This is a genomic window from Enterobacter cloacae complex sp. SYL001 (genome assembly GCF_049237025.1).
GTDB classification, from domain to species: Bacteria; Pseudomonadota; Gammaproteobacteria; order Enterobacterales; family Enterobacteriaceae; genus Enterobacter; species Enterobacter intestinihominis.
Genome location: NZ_JBMKJI010000016.1, coordinates 89384 through 106154, shown reverse-complemented (window position 1 = coordinate 106154; position 16771 = coordinate 89384). Strand labels below are relative to the sequence as shown.

Annotated in this window: 15 protein-coding genes; 7 read left to right on the top strand and 8 right to left on the bottom strand. The window is 53.6% G+C overall.

The genetic code is table 11. From position 1 onward, the window contains the following. Positions 1-91: 91 nt before the first annotated feature. Positions 92-1072 (bottom strand): hypothetical protein, encoded by a 981-nt coding sequence (locus ACOTZP_RS15310; protein WP_421633749.1) that lies wholly within the window; start codon positions 1070-1072, stop codon positions 92-94. Positions 1073-1082: 10 nt separating this feature from the next. Between ACOTZP_RS15310 and ACOTZP_RS15305 the strand changes: the two genes are divergently transcribed. From ACOTZP_RS15305 to ACOTZP_RS15290, 4 genes are all read left to right on the top strand, one after another. Then, the gene (locus ACOTZP_RS15305) at positions 1083-1361 is read left to right on the top strand and encodes a YadA C-terminal domain-containing protein (protein WP_421633748.1); all 279 of its coding nucleotides are present in this window, start codon (positions 1083-1085) and stop codon (positions 1359-1361) included. 206 nt (positions 1362-1567) lie between these two features. Beyond that, entirely contained in the window at positions 1568-2011 is a 444-nt protein-coding gene (locus ACOTZP_RS15300; RefSeq protein ID WP_022648666.1) for a hypothetical protein, read from the top strand. Between the two features lie 311 nt (positions 2012-2322). Then, the gene (locus ACOTZP_RS15295) at positions 2323-3699 is read left to right on the top strand and encodes a diaminobutyrate--2-oxoglutarate transaminase (RefSeq protein ID WP_032623920.1); all 1377 of its coding nucleotides are present in this window, start codon (positions 2323-2325) and stop codon (positions 3697-3699) included. Between the two features lie 18 nt (positions 3700-3717). Then, positions 3718-5184, top strand: coding sequence for a pyridoxal phosphate-dependent decarboxylase family protein (locus ACOTZP_RS15290; RefSeq protein ID WP_022648668.1), 1467 nt, complete (start codon positions 3718-3720; stop codon positions 5182-5184). 52 nt (positions 5185-5236) lie between these two features. On the opposite strand, the gene ACOTZP_RS15285 is transcribed toward ACOTZP_RS15290, so the two are convergent. The 3 genes from ACOTZP_RS15285 to ACOTZP_RS15275 are packed head-to-tail and all read right to left on the bottom strand — an operon-like array spanning position 5237 to position 9005. After that, a complete protein-coding gene (locus tag ACOTZP_RS15285; protein ID WP_271074984.1) occupies positions 5237-7426 on the bottom strand; it encodes a polysaccharide biosynthesis tyrosine autokinase in 2190 nt (729 codons plus the stop codon). After that, complete coding sequence (locus tag ACOTZP_RS15280) at positions 7426-7875, bottom strand: protein tyrosine phosphatase (RefSeq protein ID WP_063199060.1); 450 nt, start codon at positions 7873-7875, stop codon at positions 7426-7428. Before ACOTZP_RS15280 ends, ACOTZP_RS15285 begins: the two co-directional genes overlap by 1 nt. After that, the gene (locus ACOTZP_RS15275; RefSeq protein ID WP_022648671.1) at positions 7875-9005 is read right to left on the bottom strand and encodes a polysaccharide export protein; all 1131 of its coding nucleotides are present in this window, start codon (positions 9003-9005) and stop codon (positions 7875-7877) included. Before ACOTZP_RS15275 ends, ACOTZP_RS15280 begins: the two co-directional genes overlap by 1 nt. A 455-nt stretch (positions 9006-9460) precedes the next feature. Between ACOTZP_RS15275 and ACOTZP_RS15270 the strand changes: the two genes are divergently transcribed. Both ACOTZP_RS15270 and ACOTZP_RS15265 read left to right on the top strand, forming a co-directional pair. Continuing rightward, positions 9461-9793 (top strand): RcnB family protein, encoded by a 333-nt coding sequence (locus tag ACOTZP_RS15270; RefSeq protein ID WP_022648672.1) that lies wholly within the window; start codon positions 9461-9463, stop codon positions 9791-9793. Further along, positions 9744-10220 (top strand): GNAT family N-acetyltransferase, encoded by a 477-nt coding sequence (locus ACOTZP_RS15265; RefSeq protein WP_271074985.1) that lies wholly within the window; start codon positions 9744-9746, stop codon positions 10218-10220. Before ACOTZP_RS15270 ends, ACOTZP_RS15265 begins: the two co-directional genes overlap by 50 nt. An 89-nt stretch (positions 10221-10309) precedes the next feature. Here ACOTZP_RS15265 and apbC read toward each other — a convergent pair whose 3' ends face one another. Next, entirely contained in the window at positions 10310-11419 is a 1110-nt protein-coding gene (gene apbC / locus ACOTZP_RS15260; RefSeq protein ID WP_022648674.1) for an iron-sulfur cluster carrier protein ApbC, read from the bottom strand. A gap of 137 nt (positions 11420-11556) precedes the next feature. On the opposite strand from apbC, the gene metG reads away from it, so the two are divergent. Further along, positions 11557-13590, top strand: a complete 2034-nt coding sequence (metG, locus tag ACOTZP_RS15255) for a methionine--tRNA ligase (protein WP_271074986.1) — start codon at positions 11557-11559, stop codon at positions 13588-13590. 107 nt (positions 13591-13697) lie between these two features. Here metG and ACOTZP_RS15250 read toward each other — a convergent pair whose 3' ends face one another. The 3 genes from ACOTZP_RS15250 to ACOTZP_RS15240 are packed head-to-tail and all read right to left on the bottom strand — an operon-like array spanning position 13698 to position 16613. After that, positions 13698-14168, bottom strand: coding sequence for a DUF1456 family protein (locus ACOTZP_RS15250; RefSeq protein ID WP_063659546.1), 471 nt, complete (start codon positions 14166-14168; stop codon positions 13698-13700). 46 nt (positions 14169-14214) lie between these two features. Further along, a complete protein-coding gene (gene btsR / locus ACOTZP_RS15245) occupies positions 14215-14934 on the bottom strand; it encodes a two-component system response regulator BtsR (protein ID WP_022648676.1) in 720 nt (239 codons plus the stop codon). Further along, on the bottom strand, positions 14928-16613 hold the full coding sequence (locus tag ACOTZP_RS15240) for a sensor histidine kinase (RefSeq protein WP_003859271.1): 1686 nt from the start codon (positions 16611-16613) through the stop codon (positions 14928-14930). Before ACOTZP_RS15240 ends, btsR begins: the two co-directional genes overlap by 7 nt. Between the last annotated feature and the right edge of the window lie 158 nt (positions 16614-16771).

Below are 16771 nucleotides of genomic sequence, written 5' to 3'. Positions count from 1 at the left end.
AGCTCGCTCAGGCCGCATGACTATAACGGTGGGTTACCGCCAAACGAATCGGAAAACCGATACTGGAAAAAATCTAAAGCCGTGGCCAGTTTTAGTTGACCACTACAATTCCAAGGCATTCGATGGTTGAGCCAGGGAAGTAATGGGTTTTGAGGTATTCCGCTGCCGCAATGTCGGGAACGACAAACACCAGAGGGTGATCGGTATCAGCGTTGCGAATAGATGTTCGGCTAAGAAACTGGTAGCACCGCTCAAAATACATAGCCTGACGCTTCTTCTCCATCACGATTTCAAAATCCCAACCGATACGTTCGCAATAGTCTGCCCATCGCTTACGGTCTTTATCGCCCAGATTTGCACATCCGAGGAACACGGCACAATGAATGCTCTGATAGCTGTTCATCCCGTAGCTGGACATTGAAACGTCAACACCACCCATGCGATCACCAAGCTCAGTGAGTCCGATGGTCTGGAAGTCGCAGATGGTTTTGTCCTTGTTAGTGGCGAAGATAAAATCCTTTCCAACAATCTGCTTTATCTCGTTCAGATGATTGTTAAAGACATTAGCCAGCTCTGACTGCCCCGCTCTTTTGATATCTTCTGAGAGGACAACCACGATCTTGATAGGCACATTTTTATGTTTGCGTCTGTCGGGATCAGGCTGAAGGTGTTCACCCGCTTCCTGAACAGCGATCTGTGCGACGTTCTCAGCCATCCATACAAACCCACTGCGATCTACACCAGCGCCAAGCACAGTGAAGTTCTTCGCCCACGTTGCGGCCTTCAGTATCGGATTAAAAGTGTACGCAAAAAAGCTGTATGAAGAATCACACTCGGTATGCATCACGCCACCACCGTCGAGGGCCACGTATAGCACTTTCTTAAGATTGTCACTGTTAGCGTGCTTCTCATGGTAATACTTGTACAGATTGTCGTAGTGCTCTTCGCGCAGGTACAGCAGCCCGTTTCGCTCTTCCAGCCATTCCAAGAATGGGAAGTTTTCTGCTGTCCTGTCAGCATGGCGGATCGTCGCTTCTGCTCCAAACCAACCATCAGGTATCTCATCTACCACTACAGTTCAGGTGGCCAAATTCAGTAAACCACTACAAGATGAAGTTGATAGCAATAAGAAAGAAGCCCGTTCAGGTGCTGCTAGCGCTGTAGCTATCGCCTCTATGCCTCAAGTAGAGAAAGAACAGGCTGTCATGTTCTCTGCTGGTGTAGGTAGCTTTAAAGACGAGCAAGCTGTTAGTGTGGGTGCATCCTTCCACGTTGGTAGCAACACCATCGTTAAAGCTGGCGTAAGCGATTCTACAAATAATGATCTTGCTATGGGCGCAGGCATCGGGATTGGCTTTTAAGAAAAACACGTAACTCGACTACATTCATAATAGAGGAAGCTTTTCAGGGCGACAGTACTTCGCTGATGGAAAGTATGATGATGGCCAATAACATGCTCAAACACATTTTTATTTCAGCTGCCCTGTATCTATTGCTTATTTCGGTCGGGGTCTGGATCGGCATTATGTACGTTTCTTATTATTTGTGTCGTTTTTAAGGTGATAAAATGAAAAAATCAATGATGCTAGTGTTAAGCGCTGCCGTACTTGCTGGGTGTATTTCGCCTGCACACGCCATTAGCGCACACTATCGTGCTCAGTTAGAGCGCTCGGGATGCACGCAAATTAGCGCTGGCGATGGATCTTGCGATATCAGCAAAACCAAAGCGGAAAACGCGGCACAACACGAACCAACGGCATCCGTTCACGATCCCCTTCGCGAAGCCTCGTTCTCGTCGGATACGGTTAACGCTACCCTTTCTAACGGCTTTTTTAGCGCTACCGTGAACGGCAAAAAAGCCAGCGTTAAACGTCTGAATGCGAATTTCTATGAGATCCATGGTAACGGTTTTGTGATATCGATAAGCCTGGATGAAAACGGTATTACGGACGCGTCATGGAATAAAACAAAGGGACGTGAACACGGCGTTTTACGCGTTACCCAAAAATAAACAGTCTAAGGAGGCTCTCCGCCTCCTTTTAGCCTGCCAGGCGCACAATTTGCCACACTCTTTCATCTGATTTTACAATGCTGACAATCCATATATAAACCACTGTTTTTATTGAGAATAAACTGCATATTTTTGCGGGAAAATGAGGTTATCCCCTCCCCTGTGCCCTGTGTCACAAAACAGTAAACAAATTAACCATTGAGCCCGGTGACAAAAGGCTCTATATTGGCGGCGTTTTTTTCAGGCCCCATCTGTTTTTTAACTTTTTATTCAATCGTTGCTCATAACGAAGCGGCGGTTGTAGGAGTGATATGATGACGGATAAAGTCCGTATTGACACCGTAGATGCCCACAAAAGCAACGAAACCTATCTGGCCCGTCAGGCCGAGTTTGAATCTAACGTCAGGAGTTATCCGCGCAAACTGCCTTTAGCGATCACGAAAGCAGAAGGCGTGTGGATCACCGATGCAGATAATAAAGAATACCTTGACTGTTTAGCAGGCGCAGGCACCCTCGCGCTTGGCCACAATCATCCTGATGTGCTGAAAAGCATCCAAAATGTCATTACCAGCGGCTTGCCGTTACATACCCTGGATCTGACTACGCCGTTGAAAGACGCGTTTTCAGAATACCTCCTCTCTCTGTTGCCTGGTCAGGGCAAAGAGTACTGTCTGCAATTCACTGGCCCGTCCGGGGCTGACGCCGTTGAAGCGGCGCTGAAGCTGGCGAAAAAAGTAACCGGTCGCAGCGGTATCATCAGTTTCTCTGGTGGTTACCACGGTATGACCCACGGTGCACTGTCCGTCACCGGTAACCTGTCTCCGAAAGAAGCGGTTGACGGTATGATGCCAGAAGTCCAGTTCATGCCTTACCCACACGAGTACCGCTGCCCACTGGGTATCGGTGGTGAAGCGGGCGTGAAGGCGCTGACCTACTACTTCGATAACCTGATCAACGACGTTGAAAGCGGCGTGCGTAAACCTGCCGCGGTGATCCTGGAAGCTGTTCAGGGCGAAGGCGGCGTGAACCCGGCTCCGGCTGAGTGGTTGCAGCGCATCCGTAAAGTGACTCAGGAACACGGCATTCTGCTGATCCTCGACGAAGTTCAGGCTGGCTTTGCCCGTACCGGTAAATTCTTTGCCTTCGAACACGCAGGCATTGAGCCTGACATCATCGTGATGTCCAAAGCAGTTGGCGGCGGTCTGCCACTGGCTGTGCTCGGTATCAAGAAGCAGTTCGATGCGTGGGCGCCTGGTCACCACACCGGTACCTTCCGCGGCAACCAGCTGGCGATGGCAACCGGTCTGACGACGCTGAAGATCCTGAAAGACCAGAATATCGCGGGCAAAGTGGCCGCACAGGGCGAATGGCTGAAAGGCCAGCTGAAAGAGATGGCGAAACGCTATCCGGTTATCGGCCACGTTCGCGGTCTGGGCATGATGATCGGTATTGAAATCGTTAAGCCACATGAAGCCGCCGACCACATGGGTTGCTTCCCGGGCGATGGCGAGCTGTCTGCACTGATCCAGAAGAAGTGCTTCGAAGCAGGCCTGATTCTGGAGCGTGGCGGCCGTAACGGTATCGTTCTGCGTCTGCTGCCGTCACTGCTGATCAGCGATGACGAGCTGAAAGTCTTCCTGGATAAATTCGAGCAGGCACTGCTTGCTGCGGGCGTTCGCCCGGCGTAACCGGAGTTGTTGATTACGATGTCTGATTCAAACCCAATTTTGTTCTCCTCTGCCCAGAGCATTGAAGCTTACCAGCAGGCGATTGAACAAAGCACTCAGGCTGTGATGCAGTGGCTGAAACAACCTGAGATGTACCAGGGCAAAACGGTCGCGGAGCTGCGCGACCGTATTAAGCTGGATTTCAACCCGAAAGGGCTGGGCAACGAAGCGGCGATTGAACGCGCCGTGGAGTTCTTCCTGAAAGACAGTTTGTCCGTTCATCACCCGCAGTGCGTGGCGCACCTGCACTGTCCAAGCCTGGTGGTTAGCCAGGCGGCGGAAGTGCTGATTAACGCCACCAACCAGAGTATGGACTCCTGGGATCAAAGCCCGTCCGCAACCATTATTGAGATCAAGCTGATCGAATGGCTGCGTACCCGCGTGGGTTATCAGGCTGGCGACGCAGGCGTCTTCACCAGCGGCGGCACCCAGAGTAACCTGATGGGCCTGATGCTGGCGCGTGATGCGTTCTTCGCGCGTCAGGGCCACTCGGTACAGCAGGACGGTCTGGTGGGCGATCTGCGCAAAATTCGCGTGCTGTGCTCTGAAAACGCCCACTTCTCCGTGCAGAAAAACATGGCGCTGATGGGCCTGGGCTACCAGTCCGTGGTGCAGGTGAAAACTGATGAATTCTCCCGCATGGATCTCACCGATCTGGCGGCGAAAATCGAACAGTGCAACGCGAACGGCGAACAGATTCTGGCGATTGTGGCCACGGCCGGCACGACGGATGCGGGTGCTATCGATCCGCTGCGTGCTATTGCTGAGCTGGCTGCGAAACAGAATATCTGGGTACACGTTGATGCGGCCTGGGGCGGCGCGCTGCTGATGTCTGAGCAGTATCGTCACTATCTGGACGGTATTGAACTTGTGGACTCCGTAACGCTGGACTTCCACAAGCAGTTCTTCCAGACCATCAGCTGCGGTGCCTTCTTGCTAAAAGAAGCACGTCATTATGAGCTGATGCGCTATCAGGCGGCTTACCTGAACTCTGAGTTCGATGAAGAAGCGGGCGTGCCTAACCTGGTTTCCAAATCTCTGCAAACCACCCGTCGTTTCGACGCGCTGAAACTGTGGATGAGCCTGGAAGCGCTGGGTCAGGAGCAATATGCGGCAATTATCGATCACGGCGTGACGCTGGCACAGCAGGTTGCGGCTTACGTAAAAGAGCAGTCTGCTCTGGAACTGGTTATGCAACCCCAGCTGGCAAGCGTGCTGTTCCGCTTCCGTCCGCAGACCCAGATGGCTGACGCCGGTATCGCCCTGCTGAACCAGAAAATTGGCGATGCACTGCTGGAATCCGGCCGCGCAAACGTCGGGGTGACCGAGCATAACGGCGTCACCTGCCTGAAGCTGACCCTGCTGAACCCAACCGTGACGCTGGAGGACGTTAAAGTCCTGCTGTCTCTGGTTGAGCGTACCGCGCAGGAAGTGATGGCGAAGTAATGCTTTTCCCTCTCCCATCCGGGAGAGGGTTTATTTTCCCGTCCTGACGCCCCTATCCTTTTTTCCTCGAAGCATAACCGTAGTCATACTGGCTGTACCCCGAGCTGTAAAACAGCGCTGCGGATTTAACAATATCGTTGAGGATTGTGCCGCTGACCTTCACGCCAACGTGCTGTAGACGTTTAACGGTATTCTCCATCTCTTTCACGCTGGTTTTATCGTAACGGGCAACCATTAGCGTTGTTCCGGCTGCTCTGGCAACCAGCGCGGCATCATTGACGGCAAGAACTGGGGGTGTATCGATGATGACAATGTCATATTGCTCGTTAACCCAGGACATGATGTCAATGAACCGTTCGCTTAACAGCATTTCTAACGGACGCAGGGGTTCCGGGCCGCAGGTGATGACGTCAATTCCCCCTTTTTCAGCATGCTGAATGACCTCCCCAAAGTCGCGCTTCCCTTCCAGCAGGCAGGATAATCCGTGGCGGTTCTCCAGGCCAAAAATATTATGCACATAACCCTGGCGCATATCCGCATCAATAAACAGCGCCCGCTGACCGCTCTGCCCGGCAATGGCCGCCAGGTTCGTCGCCACCAGCGTTTTTCCGCAGTCCTGCGTGGGGCCAGAAATCATCACAATGCGATTCTCAGCCTCCATCATGGTGAAATGCAGACTGGTTCGCAGCCCGCGTACCGCTTCAACAAACATATCAGCAGGTCGATCGACTGGCAGGAAAGGTACATCCGAGGTTTTGTGTGTCCAGCGACGAGAAAACGGATTTTTTCTGCGCAAATGCGTTTTACTCCACAGCCACTGTGAACGTGGTAACGTCGCCAGAACCGGCATCCCCTGCGCTTCCAGCTGTTCGGAAAGCGTGATCCCACGTTTGAACGCTTGACGTACCAGTACGGTCCCCATTGAAAGGATGAGCCCGAACAGCGCGCCAAGCGCAATGATTAGCGCTTTTCGCGGTTTTATCGGATCCGGGAGTGTAACCGCCTCATCAATGATCCTCACGTTCCCGACAGCGCTGGAGCGGGAAATATTCAGCTCCTGCTGACGCGTCAAAAGCTGTAAATAAATCGTGCGGCCCGACTCAACATCGCGGCTCAGGCGTAAAATCTCCTGCTGCGTGGAGGGCATCGAGGACACACGGTTATTCAGACGATCCCGTTCCCGCACAAGGGTTTGTCTTTTTTCATGCAATGCACGGTAGGTAGGGTGACTCTTTTTAAAGAGCTGGGAAATTTCTGCCTCCCGGAACGTCAGCTCATTTAGCTGATTCTCAACGTTCACAACCTGATCCAGGACGGATTTTGCCTCTAAAGACAGATCCACAGAGTCGCGCTGCGCCCGGTAGGCATTCAGCCGCGCTTCAGCCTGATCCAGGTCCGCTCTGATTTTCGGTAACTGCTCCTGTAAAAAATTCAGACTACGCGAATCCTGAGCCTCCTGGCGCGCGATATTTTGCTGAAGATAATTTTCAGCAATCGCATTCAGCACCCGGGCGATTTTGTCAGGATCTTCACCCGTCAGGGTTAAGGTCACAATACCGCTCTGTTTCTCCGATTCCACGACCGTCAGACGCTTCTTCAGTGCATTGATCGTCTCCAGGCGCGTCAACGACTTAAGCGAAAACTGTGTGCCTGGCGTCGCCTCAATCGAGGTCACCCGCAGCACGATCCCTTGCGTAACCAGCGTTTTACCAACCTGGCCGTCTGCCTCAATGTTTTCGCCCGTCAGGTGATACCTTCCCGCTTCCTGTACGGTCAGCGTGAGTTCTTGCGCTTTGCCCTCCACCTGCGGGATCTGGAGTTCGCCTAACGTTATGTTGCCCTGGCCACGCCCTTGCAGACGCTGCCAGAGACGCCCCACCACAGGCAAAACGCGCTGCTTTGCCTGATATGTCAGATCTAATTTGTCGACGGTCTCGCCGAGGATCATGCGAGATTTCAACAGTAAAATTTCAGGGGCAACATCCGGCGAAATATCGGTGCCCAGCTGGCTCAAGCCTTTGAGCAGGCCGTTATCCTGTTTGCTTTCTATTTGCACCATAGCATCCGCCTGATAAACAGGTGGCGTAACCCAGGCATAGAGGCCCGCGCATAAAGTGAAAAGGAAAGTCACGCACAATATCATCGTGCGGTGGTCGATCATTTCGCCGAGCAAACGAACGAGATCGATTTCATTTTGTTCGGGTGCCCCTGCACCATAACTGTCTGTTGTGTAAGACGACATTAATGCTTTATTCCTTTCTGTCCTAAACGACGTGCCCATTCCTGGCTGGCTTTACCCAATAGCCCGAACACATATTCAAACGCTTCACGGCTTTTACGATAGGGGTCTGGGATATCCTGCGGCTCCAGCCACTGCCCAAAAAGCAGCGACTTCCCCCTGTTTTCCGGTGCCATGGCTGCAATGAAGCGAAGATGTTCCGGCTCCATAACCAGGATGAGATCGGATCCCTGCATCAGCCTGCGTGTCAGCCTGCGCGCCACATGACCGTCGAGGGAGATCCCATGCCGCCAGGCCACGTCCTGGGCGCACTCATCCGCCGGATACCCCTCAAGGCCGTGTATTCCCGCCGAGGTGATGTGTCTGTCGGGCAAGTGCTGGCGCAAAAGCCGTTCTCCAATCGGAGAACGGCAGACATTTCCGGTACATACCACGAGTATTGATTCGAACATTATTGCGGCCACGATCTGATATAACGAACCGTTTCGGTGAGGTCATGCACCCCGCTGATTGTCGGAACAAGCTGTGTTATTACGCGATTCCAGCGGGAGAGTGGAGCAGTGGTGACATAGACAATGTCGTAAGGCTCAAGCTGAAACTCGGTGCCCAGCACCATGGCCGAAGCGTCTTTTGCATTCAGTTGATAGATATTCGCAATTTTCCCGGACTCGCGTACCGAGCGGATAACAAAAATACCCGTCGCATCAGCCATATTCTGGTCCAGGCCACCGGCATTGCCGAGCGCTTCGGCCAACGTCATGCCGCTGCGATCCATCTTCAGCGTGCTCTGTTTAACAACTTCGCCCATCACGAATACTTTCAGCGCATCGTTGCGGGGAATAAACAAGATGTCGCCAGGGTTGAGCAGCTTATTCTGGGTTAAATCGCCATGCTGCATCAGGGCATAAAGGGAAATTCGGGAATCCTGACCGTTGTGAGTCAGCACCACGTTCCGCCAGTCCGCATCAGCAGTAAGCCCACCTGCGGCATTAACGGCATCCATAACCGTCAGCGGAATGTTGGTGATGGCCTGCTGGCCAGATTTCGCCACTTCTCCCGTAACGTAGGCTTTTTGCGAACGGAAAGCGGCAACGCTGACGTCGACCTGAGGGCTTTCAATGACGTTATCCAGCCGCGCGGTGATCTCCTCGCGCACTCTGGAAACCGTTTTTCCCGCCACGTGCAGTTTACCCACGTAAGGATAAAAGAGCGTGCCATCGGCATTGACCCAGTTTCCCGTATCGCTTGCGCTACGATACTGTCCCGCGGGCGTAGTCAGCTCCGGGTGATCCCAGACGGTGACCGTCAGGATGTCACCGATTCCAATACGGTATTCCCAGTTTTTGACCTGCTCATCAAGATTAGGATTTGCCTGAGATTTAGCTGCTGCGGGACGTAGTTTCTCAATTAATCCGGGCGTAAGTGGATAAATTTCGATTTGTTTATCTAAACTATTATTGAGATCAGCCGGCGCAATTATTTTTTTGCCTGCGGAACTTAACGTTTGGCCGGGAGAAATTACGCACCCCGCCAACTGACTTATTGCTAAGAATATTACAGATAATGCTGTTGTGTTTTTCATTTATATATACTTATCATCCCTGCTCGTAGCGAACGCCCGACGGGGCGCAGCCCTGCGCTAACCCACGCTTGAAATAAGTTTCTTTTCAAGGGAATACTAAAACGTAATCTAAAAGTGAAGACACGAATTGCCCGATCTGTGACGGGCAATTAATTAAAATATAATCTTCCTGAAAATCTTAAAGCCTGTGGCAAAAAAAAGCACGATCTACAGTTTATAAAATTACGGCAACAATGTATTTTCAGAATTAATTCAGCAAAACGATAGTTACAATGAATTATTCCCGTCAGCACGCATTCATATCAAAAATACTCACAACCGCTGGCACTACACAAAACCGTTCACTTTTGTTACATTTTTTTTCAAACACACCCTGTTTTGATACTTAAAATGGGCTGTCTGCGGCACTGTCCCCCGCAGACAAGCGTATCCGTAACGATATCACTGGAGAAAAAATGGCTAAGCGTAAATTGGTGCTTCTGGGTGTATTACTGTCTCTGGCGGGCTCCGCATTCGCAGCCCCGCAAACGGCCGCCGCGCCTTCCGGCATTAAGGCTTATGAAGAGCAGGAGTTCATCGCCGACTTCACCAAATTTAAGATTGGCGATACCGCGCCCGCGCAGTATCAGACGCCAGAGTACACCATCAAACAGTACCAGCTACGTAACCTTCCCGCGCCCGATGCCGGTACGCACTGGACCTACATGGGTGAAAATTACGTTCTGATTGGCGATGCTGATGGCAAAATCTACAAAGCCTATAACGGAGATATTTTCTATCACCGCTGATACGATGATCCGGCCCTGGCAGGAGGACGACCGGCCATTTCTGCGCACGCTGTACCTGCATGAACGACGCGTGGCCTGGCCATGGCTGGACAATTCTGAATGGCAGCTTGAGGATTTTGACGCCGCAACGCGTGACGAGCAGATCTGGGTTGCGATTCACGACGGTCACCGGGTAGGGTTTGCCTCCGTCTGGGAAAATGATAACTTTTTGCACAATCTGTTTGTCGACCCGCAGTATCAGCGTCTGGGAGTTGGCCGTTTGTTACTGGAACAAGTACAGAGGACGTTTACCAGTACAGGCGCGCTGAAGTGTCTGGTGAAGAATGAGCGGGCGGTTGCGTTTTACCAGCGCCACGGCTGGCACATTGAGGCGACGGGGGATTCTCCGGAAGGAGAGTATTATTTGATGCACTATCGGCTTGGGTAAAGTCAGGTGGCGCTACGCTTACCTGACCTACAAAATCGAGGTAGGCCGGGTAAGGCGAAGCCGCCACCCGGCACTGACGCGCAGAGGCGTTACACCGCGCGGAAGGCGATCTCGCTCGGGATCACTTCCCCCTGCCAGTACAGTTGCGCCGCAACGCGCCCCGCCAGCTGACGATAGATTTCCGTGAATTCGCTATCAGGACGGCTGACCACCGTCGGCTTACCGCTATCCAGATCTTCACGCAGTGTGATATGCAGCGGCAGTTGCCCCAGCAGCTGGGTGTGATATTGCGCCGCCAGCTTCTCCGCACCGCCGGTACCGAAGATCGGCTCATGGTGTCCACAGTTGCTGCAAATGTGCATGCTCATATTTTCGACGATGCCGAGTACCGGCACCTCCACCTTCTCGAACATCACGATGCCTTTTTTGGCGTCGATCAGCGCGATATCCTGCGGCGTGGTGACCACGACGGCGCCGGTGACCGGAATGTTCTGCGCCAGCGTCAGCTGGATATCACCGGTGCCCGGCGGCATGTCCAGCACCAGATAATCGAGGTCAGGCCACATTGTCTCCTGCAACATTTGCAGCAACGCTTTGCTGGCCATCGGGCCGCGCCAGACCATTGCGTTATCGTCCGTGACCAGGTAACCAATGGAGTTGGTCGCCAGACCGTGCGCCACGATCGGCGCCATGTGGGTACCGTCCGGCGAAGTTGGACGCTGGTTTTCAGCACCCAGCATGTTCGGAATGGACGGGCCATAAATATCCGCATCCAGAATGCCGACTTTCGCCCCTTCTGCCGCCAGAGCAAGCGCCAGGTTCACGGCGGTCGACGATTTACCCACCCCACCCTTGCCAGAACTGACGGCGATGATGTTCTTCACGCCGTTAACGCCCGGCTGATTTTTCACGCGCTTGAGCGTGGCGATGCTGTGGCTTAGCTTCCAGTCAATTGCTTTTGCGCCAGTAATGCGCAGCAGCTCAGAACTGGTTTGCTCTTTCAGGGCATCAAAGGCGCTGGTCCAGACGAACGGCATCTGCAGCTCAATGTGCAGCGTATCGTCCAGCCATGCGACATGATGAAGCGCTTTCAGCGTCGTGAGATTGTGCTTCAGGGTTGGATGCTGAAAATTAGCCAGCGTCCCGGCGACCATTGCTCGTAAGGCTTCCGGTGATTTGGCCTGGGATTGAGAACTCATCCCGACTCCTTTGTTCTTGTGAATAAGACCTTAGATGAACAAGTTTACCTGAAAGGCCGTGGTTTGTGCTTACTTAATAATGCCCCTTTTGGTAATATCGAAAACCCTTTTCACAGTTAAAAGAAGTAATGCCTACTATGACTCAAGTCGCGAAAAAAATTCTGGTAACGTGCGCCCTGCCGTACGCCAACGGCTCAATCCACCTCGGCCACATGCTGGAGCATATCCAGGCTGATGTCTGGGTCCGTTACCAGCGAATGCGCGGCCACGAGGTTAATTTCATCTGTGCGGACGATGCCCACGGCACCCCAATCATGCTGAAAGCGCAGCAGCTGGGAATTTCCCCGGAACAGATGATCGCCGAAATGAGTCAGGAGCATCAGACCGATTTTGCTGGCTTTGACATCAGCTATGACAACTATCACTCCACGCACAGCGACGAGAACCGCGAGCTGTCAGAGCTGATCTACACCCGTCTGAAAGAGAACGGTTTCATTAAAAACCGCACCATCTCTCAGCTGTACGATCCGGAAAAAGGCATGTTCCTGCCGGACCGTTTCGTCAAAGGCACCTGTCCGAAATGTAAATCCCCGGACCAGTACGGCGATAACTGCGAAGTGTGTGGCGCGACCTACAGCCCGACCGAGCTTATCGAGCCGAAATCCGTGGTTTCCGGCGCCACGCCGGTAATGCGTGACTCCGAGCACTTCTTCTTCGACCTGCCGTCGTTCAGCGAAATGCTGCAGGCGTGGACCCGCAGCGGCGCGCTGCAGGAGCAGGTGGCGAACAAGATGCAGGAGTGGTTTGAATCCGGTCTGCAGCAGTGGGATATCTCCCGCGATGCGCCATACTTCGGCTTCGAAATCCCGAACGCGCCGGGCAAATATTTCTACGTCTGGCTGGATGCGCCAATCGGCTACATGGGCTCCTTCAAGAACCTGTGTGACAAGCGCGGCGATACCCTAAGCTTCGACGAGTACTGGAAGAAAGATTCCACCGCCGAGCTGTACCACTTCATCGGCAAAGACATCGTTTACTTCCACAGCCTGTTCTGGCCAGCGATGCTTGAAGGCAGCAATTTCCGCAAGCCGACTAACCTGTTCGTACACGGCTACGTAACGGTCAACGGCGCGAAGATGTCCAAATCTCGCGGGACGTTTATTAAGGCCAGCACCTGGCTGAACCACTTCGATGCGGATAGCCTGCGCTACTACTACACCGCGAAGCTCTCTTCCCGCATCGACGATATCGACCTGAATCTGGAAGATTTCGTGCAGCGCGTGAACGCGGACATCGTCAACAAGGTGGTGAACCTGGCGTCCCGTAACGCAGGTTTTATCGCTAAACGCTTTGACGGCGTGCTCTCTGCCGAACTGGCCGATCCTGAGCTGTATAAAACCTTCACCGACGCCGCCGCTGCGGTTGGCGAAGCTTGGGAAAGCCGTGAATTTGGTAAAGCCATTCGCGAAATCATGGCGCTGGCAGACGTGGCCAACCGCTATGTCGACGAGCAGGCACCATGGGTGGTGGCGAAACAGGAAGGCCGCGACGCCGACTTGCAGGCGATCTGCACCATGGGTCTGAACATGTTCCGCGTGCTGATGACCTGGCTGAAGCCGGTTCTGCCGCAGCTGGCAGCCCGCGCGGAAGCATTCCTGAACACCGAACTGACCTGGGATGCCATCCAGCAGCCGCTGCTCGGCCACAAGGTGAACACCTTCAAGGCGCTGTATAACCGCATCGAGATGAAACAGGTTGACGCGCTGGTGGAAGCATCAAAAGAAGAGGTGAAAGCGGCTGCCGCGCCGGTGACCGGCCCGCTGGCGGACGATCCGATTCAGAAGACCATCACCTTTGATGATTTCGCCAAAGTCGACCTGCGCGTGGCGCTGATCGAAAACGCGGAGTTCGTGGAAGGTTCTGACAAACTGCTGCGTCTGACGCTGGATCTGGGCGGCGAGAAACGTAACGTCTTCTCCGGCATTCGTTCCGCGTACCCTGATCCGCAGGTGCTGATCGGTCGTCAGACCGTGATGGTGGCAAACCTGGCGCCGCGTAAAATGCGCTTCGGCATCTCTGAAGGGATGGTGATGGCCGCAGGCCCGGGCGGAAAAGACATCTTCCTGTTAAGCCCTGACGAAGGCGCGAAGCCGGGTCAGCAGGTGAAGTAATAAATAAGCCGGATGAGAATCCGGCTTTTTTTTGCCCGGCGGCGCTACGCTTGCACGGGCCAACGAGTTTTTAGCCGGGTAAGGCGAGGCCGCCACCCGGCTAAAAATCACCCCTTCTGGTTATGCACCCGCTGCGTCAACCCACGCAGGAAATAACGCAGAAACTGATCCCCACACTCGCGGTAATTTTTATGATCCGGCGCGCGCATCATGGCGGTGATTTCCGGCATCGACACGCGAAATTTCTGCTCGGTCATGATCGCCAGAATGTCGTCAGTTTTCAGGGAGAACGCAATACGCAGCTTTTTCAGCACCGTGTTGTTATTCACCCGACGCTCCAGCGCCAGCTCAGGCGCAGATTCATCTTTGCCGCGCTTGTCGTAGATCAGGCCGTTCAGGAAGCCCGACAGAATGATGTCCGGGCAGCGAACAAAACCCTCTTCATCTTCTTTAGTCATCCAGGTGTCGAACCCGGCGGACGTGGATTCCATGTCGGAGAGCGCAAGAATGCGCATCATGTCATTATTGTTCGCTTTCAGGGTGTAGCGCAGGCTACGAAGAATATCGTTACTTAGCATAGAGCCTTCGAATGTCGATGATGCAATGGCGCGCAGTGTACCAGTTTTACAGCCCTATCGCCTCTTTCAAACTTTTCAGATAGCGACGACTGACGGGCACGGTTTGCCCTGCACGTAGCACCAGTTCGGCCTGGCCGTTATCTTCCAGGCGGATCTCCTTCAGGTGCGCCATGTTCACCAGATACTGTCGATGACAGCGGATCAGCGGCGTGCGGCTCTCCAGCGTGCGTAACGTAAGCTCGGTAAAGCCTTCGTTGCCTTCAGCGCTGGTGACGTATACCCCGCTCAGACGACTGCTGACAAAGGCAACGTCGTCCATTTGCAGGAGGTAAATCCGGCTGTGCCCGGTACAGGGGATAAACTTCAGGGGCTGCTGATGCTCCGGCAGCAGCGTCACGTCCTGCGCGGTACGCTCCTGGCGCAGACGGGTCAGGGTCTTTTCAAGGCGTTTCTCTTCAATCGGTTTCAGCAGATAATCAAACGCGTGCTCTTCAAACGCCTTTACCGCGTACTCATCAAAGGCCGTCAGAAAGACGATATAGGGACGGTGCTCCGGGTCGAGCATGCCGACCATCTCCAGACCGCTGATGCGCGGCATCTGAATATCGAGGAACAGCACGTCCGGGCGCAGTTTATGCACCGCACCGATGCCTTCAATCGCATTGGCACATTCCCCCACAACCTCGATATCACTCTGCTCCTGCAACAGAACACGCAGGTTTTCCCGTGCTAACGGCTCATCATCAACAATCAGCACTCTTAACATGCGTTCTCCTCCAGCGGCAATCGTAAGGTAATTCGGGTATAGCGGTCTGGCTCACAGGCGACGGTGATACCGCAGTCATCACCAAAATGTGCGCGCAGGCGCTTATCCACCAGGCTCATGCCCAGACCGCCTGACGCGGAGGCTTCATACAGCCCCGCGTTATCTTCAATATCCAGCACCAGATGGTGGTTAAAACGGGAAGCGGAAATCATGATTTCTCCGGTTCCCAGCAGCTGCGACGTCCCATGCTTAATGGCGTTCTCCACAATCGGTTGCAGGGTAAAGGCCGGAAGATGCTGATACGCCAGCTCATCCGGGACGGATAACGACACCTGTAATCGTGACTGGAAGCGCGCTTTTTCAATTTGCAGATAGGCGTTTACATGCTCAATCTCGTCCGCGAGGGTGACGATCTCCGAGGGACGCTTCAGGTTTTTGCGGAAAAATGTCGACAGAAATTGCACCAGCTGCGCGGCCTGATCGCTGTCGCGGCGGATCACCGCCTTCAGCGTGTTGAGCGCGTTAAACAGGAAATGCGGATTCACCTGAGCGTGCAGGAGCTTAATTTCTGACTGCGTCAGCAGCGCTTTTTGCCGTTCATACTGCCCCGCCAGGATTTGCGCCGAAAGCAGCTGGGCGATCCCCTCCCCCAGCGTGCGGTTGATGGAGCTGAACAGGCGATTTTTGGCTTCGTAAAGCTTAATGGTGCCCATGACGCGCTGGTTTTCGCCCCGCAGGGGAATGACCAGCGTAGAGCCAAGTTTGCACTGCGGATGCAGGGAACAGCGGTACGGCACTTCATTCCCGTCGGCATACACCACTTCACCCGTTTCAATAGCGCGCAAAGTGTAGGCCGAGGAGATCGGCTTACCTGGAAGATGGTGGTCGTCCCCGGTACCGGTAAACGCCAGCAACTTTTCGCGATCGGTAATCGCCACGGCCCCGATATCCAGCTCTTTATACAGCACCTGCGCCACCTTCATGCTGTTCTCCTCGTTGAATCCCTGCCGCAGGATCCCTTCCGTCGACGCCGCAACTTTTAATGCGGTGGCAGAAAATGCCGAGGTGTATTTTTCGAACATGGCGCGTTTGTCGAGCAGAATGCGCATAAACAGCGCCGCACCAACGGTATTGGTGACCATCATCGGTGCGGCAATGCTGCTGACCAGATGTAACGCATCGTCAAACGGGCGCGCGATCAGCAGGATGATCGCCATCTGCGCCATTTCCGCCACGAAGGTGATCGCCCCGGCGGTAAGGGGACTGAACACTTTATCCGGCCGTCCGCGCTTAATCATATAGCTGTGGACGAGACCACCGAGCAGCCCTTCGACAATGGTGGAGATCATGCAGCTTAGTGCCGTCATACCGCCCATCGAATAGCGGTGCAGGCCGCCGGTTAACCCCACCAGACCGCCCACGACCGGGCCTCCGAGCAGCCCGCCCATTACCGCGCCAATGGCGCGCGTATTGGCGATGGAATCTTCAATATGGAGACCAAACCAGGTCCCCATAATGCAGAATATGGAAAATACGACGTAGCAGAGGAATTTGTGCGGCAGACGGACGGTGACCTGCATCAGCGGAATGAACAGGCGCGTTTTGCTCATCAACCAGGCGATGACAAGAAACACGCACATCTGCTGAAGCAACAGCAGCACCAGATTAAACTCGTACATACTCACAAACCGCACATTCTAAAAACGCGTAACATACACTGATGGCGGTTAACTTTCTTTGAAACGTGCCAAAAAAGCGATAAATCGTGTCCGTCATCACACCTTTTGCCGGAGATAACCTGTCTTTCGTATAATTTGTACAAAAAAGAATCAAATCT

Excerpts from the sequence above, each read along its gene's own strand:
- apbC (WP_022648674.1), bottom strand. The coding sequence starts at position 11,419 with ATGAGTTCTCAATCCCAGGCCAAATCACCGGAAGCCTTACGAGCAATG.
- ACOTZP_RS15280 (WP_063199060.1), bottom strand. The coding sequence starts at position 7,875 with ATGTTCGAATCAATACTCGTGGTATGTACCGGAAATGTCTGCCGTTCT.
- ACOTZP_RS15295 (WP_032623920.1), top strand. The coding sequence starts at position 2,323 with ATGATGACGGATAAAGTCCGTATTGACACCGTAGATGCCCACAAAAGC.
- ACOTZP_RS15240 (WP_003859271.1), bottom strand. The coding sequence starts at position 16,613 with ATGTACGAGTTTAATCTGGTGCTGCTGTTGCTTCAGCAGATGTGCGTG.
- ACOTZP_RS15250 (WP_063659546.1), bottom strand. The coding sequence starts at position 14,168 with ATGCTAAGTAACGATATTCTTCGTAGCCTGCGCTACACCCTGAAAGCG.
- ACOTZP_RS15300 (WP_022648666.1), top strand. The coding sequence starts at position 1,568 with ATGAAAAAATCAATGATGCTAGTGTTAAGCGCTGCCGTACTTGCTGGG.
- ACOTZP_RS15275 (WP_022648671.1), bottom strand. The coding sequence starts at position 9,005 with ATGAAAAACACAACAGCATTATCTGTAATATTCTTAGCAATAAGTCAG.
- ACOTZP_RS15285 (WP_271074984.1), bottom strand. The coding sequence starts at position 7,426 with ATGTCGTCTTACACAACAGACAGTTATGGTGCAGGGGCACCCGAACAA.
- ACOTZP_RS15265 (WP_271074985.1), top strand. The coding sequence starts at position 9,744 with ATGGCAAAATCTACAAAGCCTATAACGGAGATATTTTCTATCACCGCT.
- ACOTZP_RS15270 (WP_022648672.1), top strand. The coding sequence starts at position 9,461 with ATGGCTAAGCGTAAATTGGTGCTTCTGGGTGTATTACTGTCTCTGGCG.
- ACOTZP_RS15290 (WP_022648668.1), top strand. The coding sequence starts at position 3,718 with ATGTCTGATTCAAACCCAATTTTGTTCTCCTCTGCCCAGAGCATTGAA.
- btsR (WP_022648676.1), bottom strand. The coding sequence starts at position 14,934 with ATGTTAAGAGTGCTGATTGTTGATGATGAGCCGTTAGCACGGGAAAAC.
- metG (WP_271074986.1), top strand. The coding sequence starts at position 11,557 with ATGACTCAAGTCGCGAAAAAAATTCTGGTAACGTGCGCCCTGCCGTAC.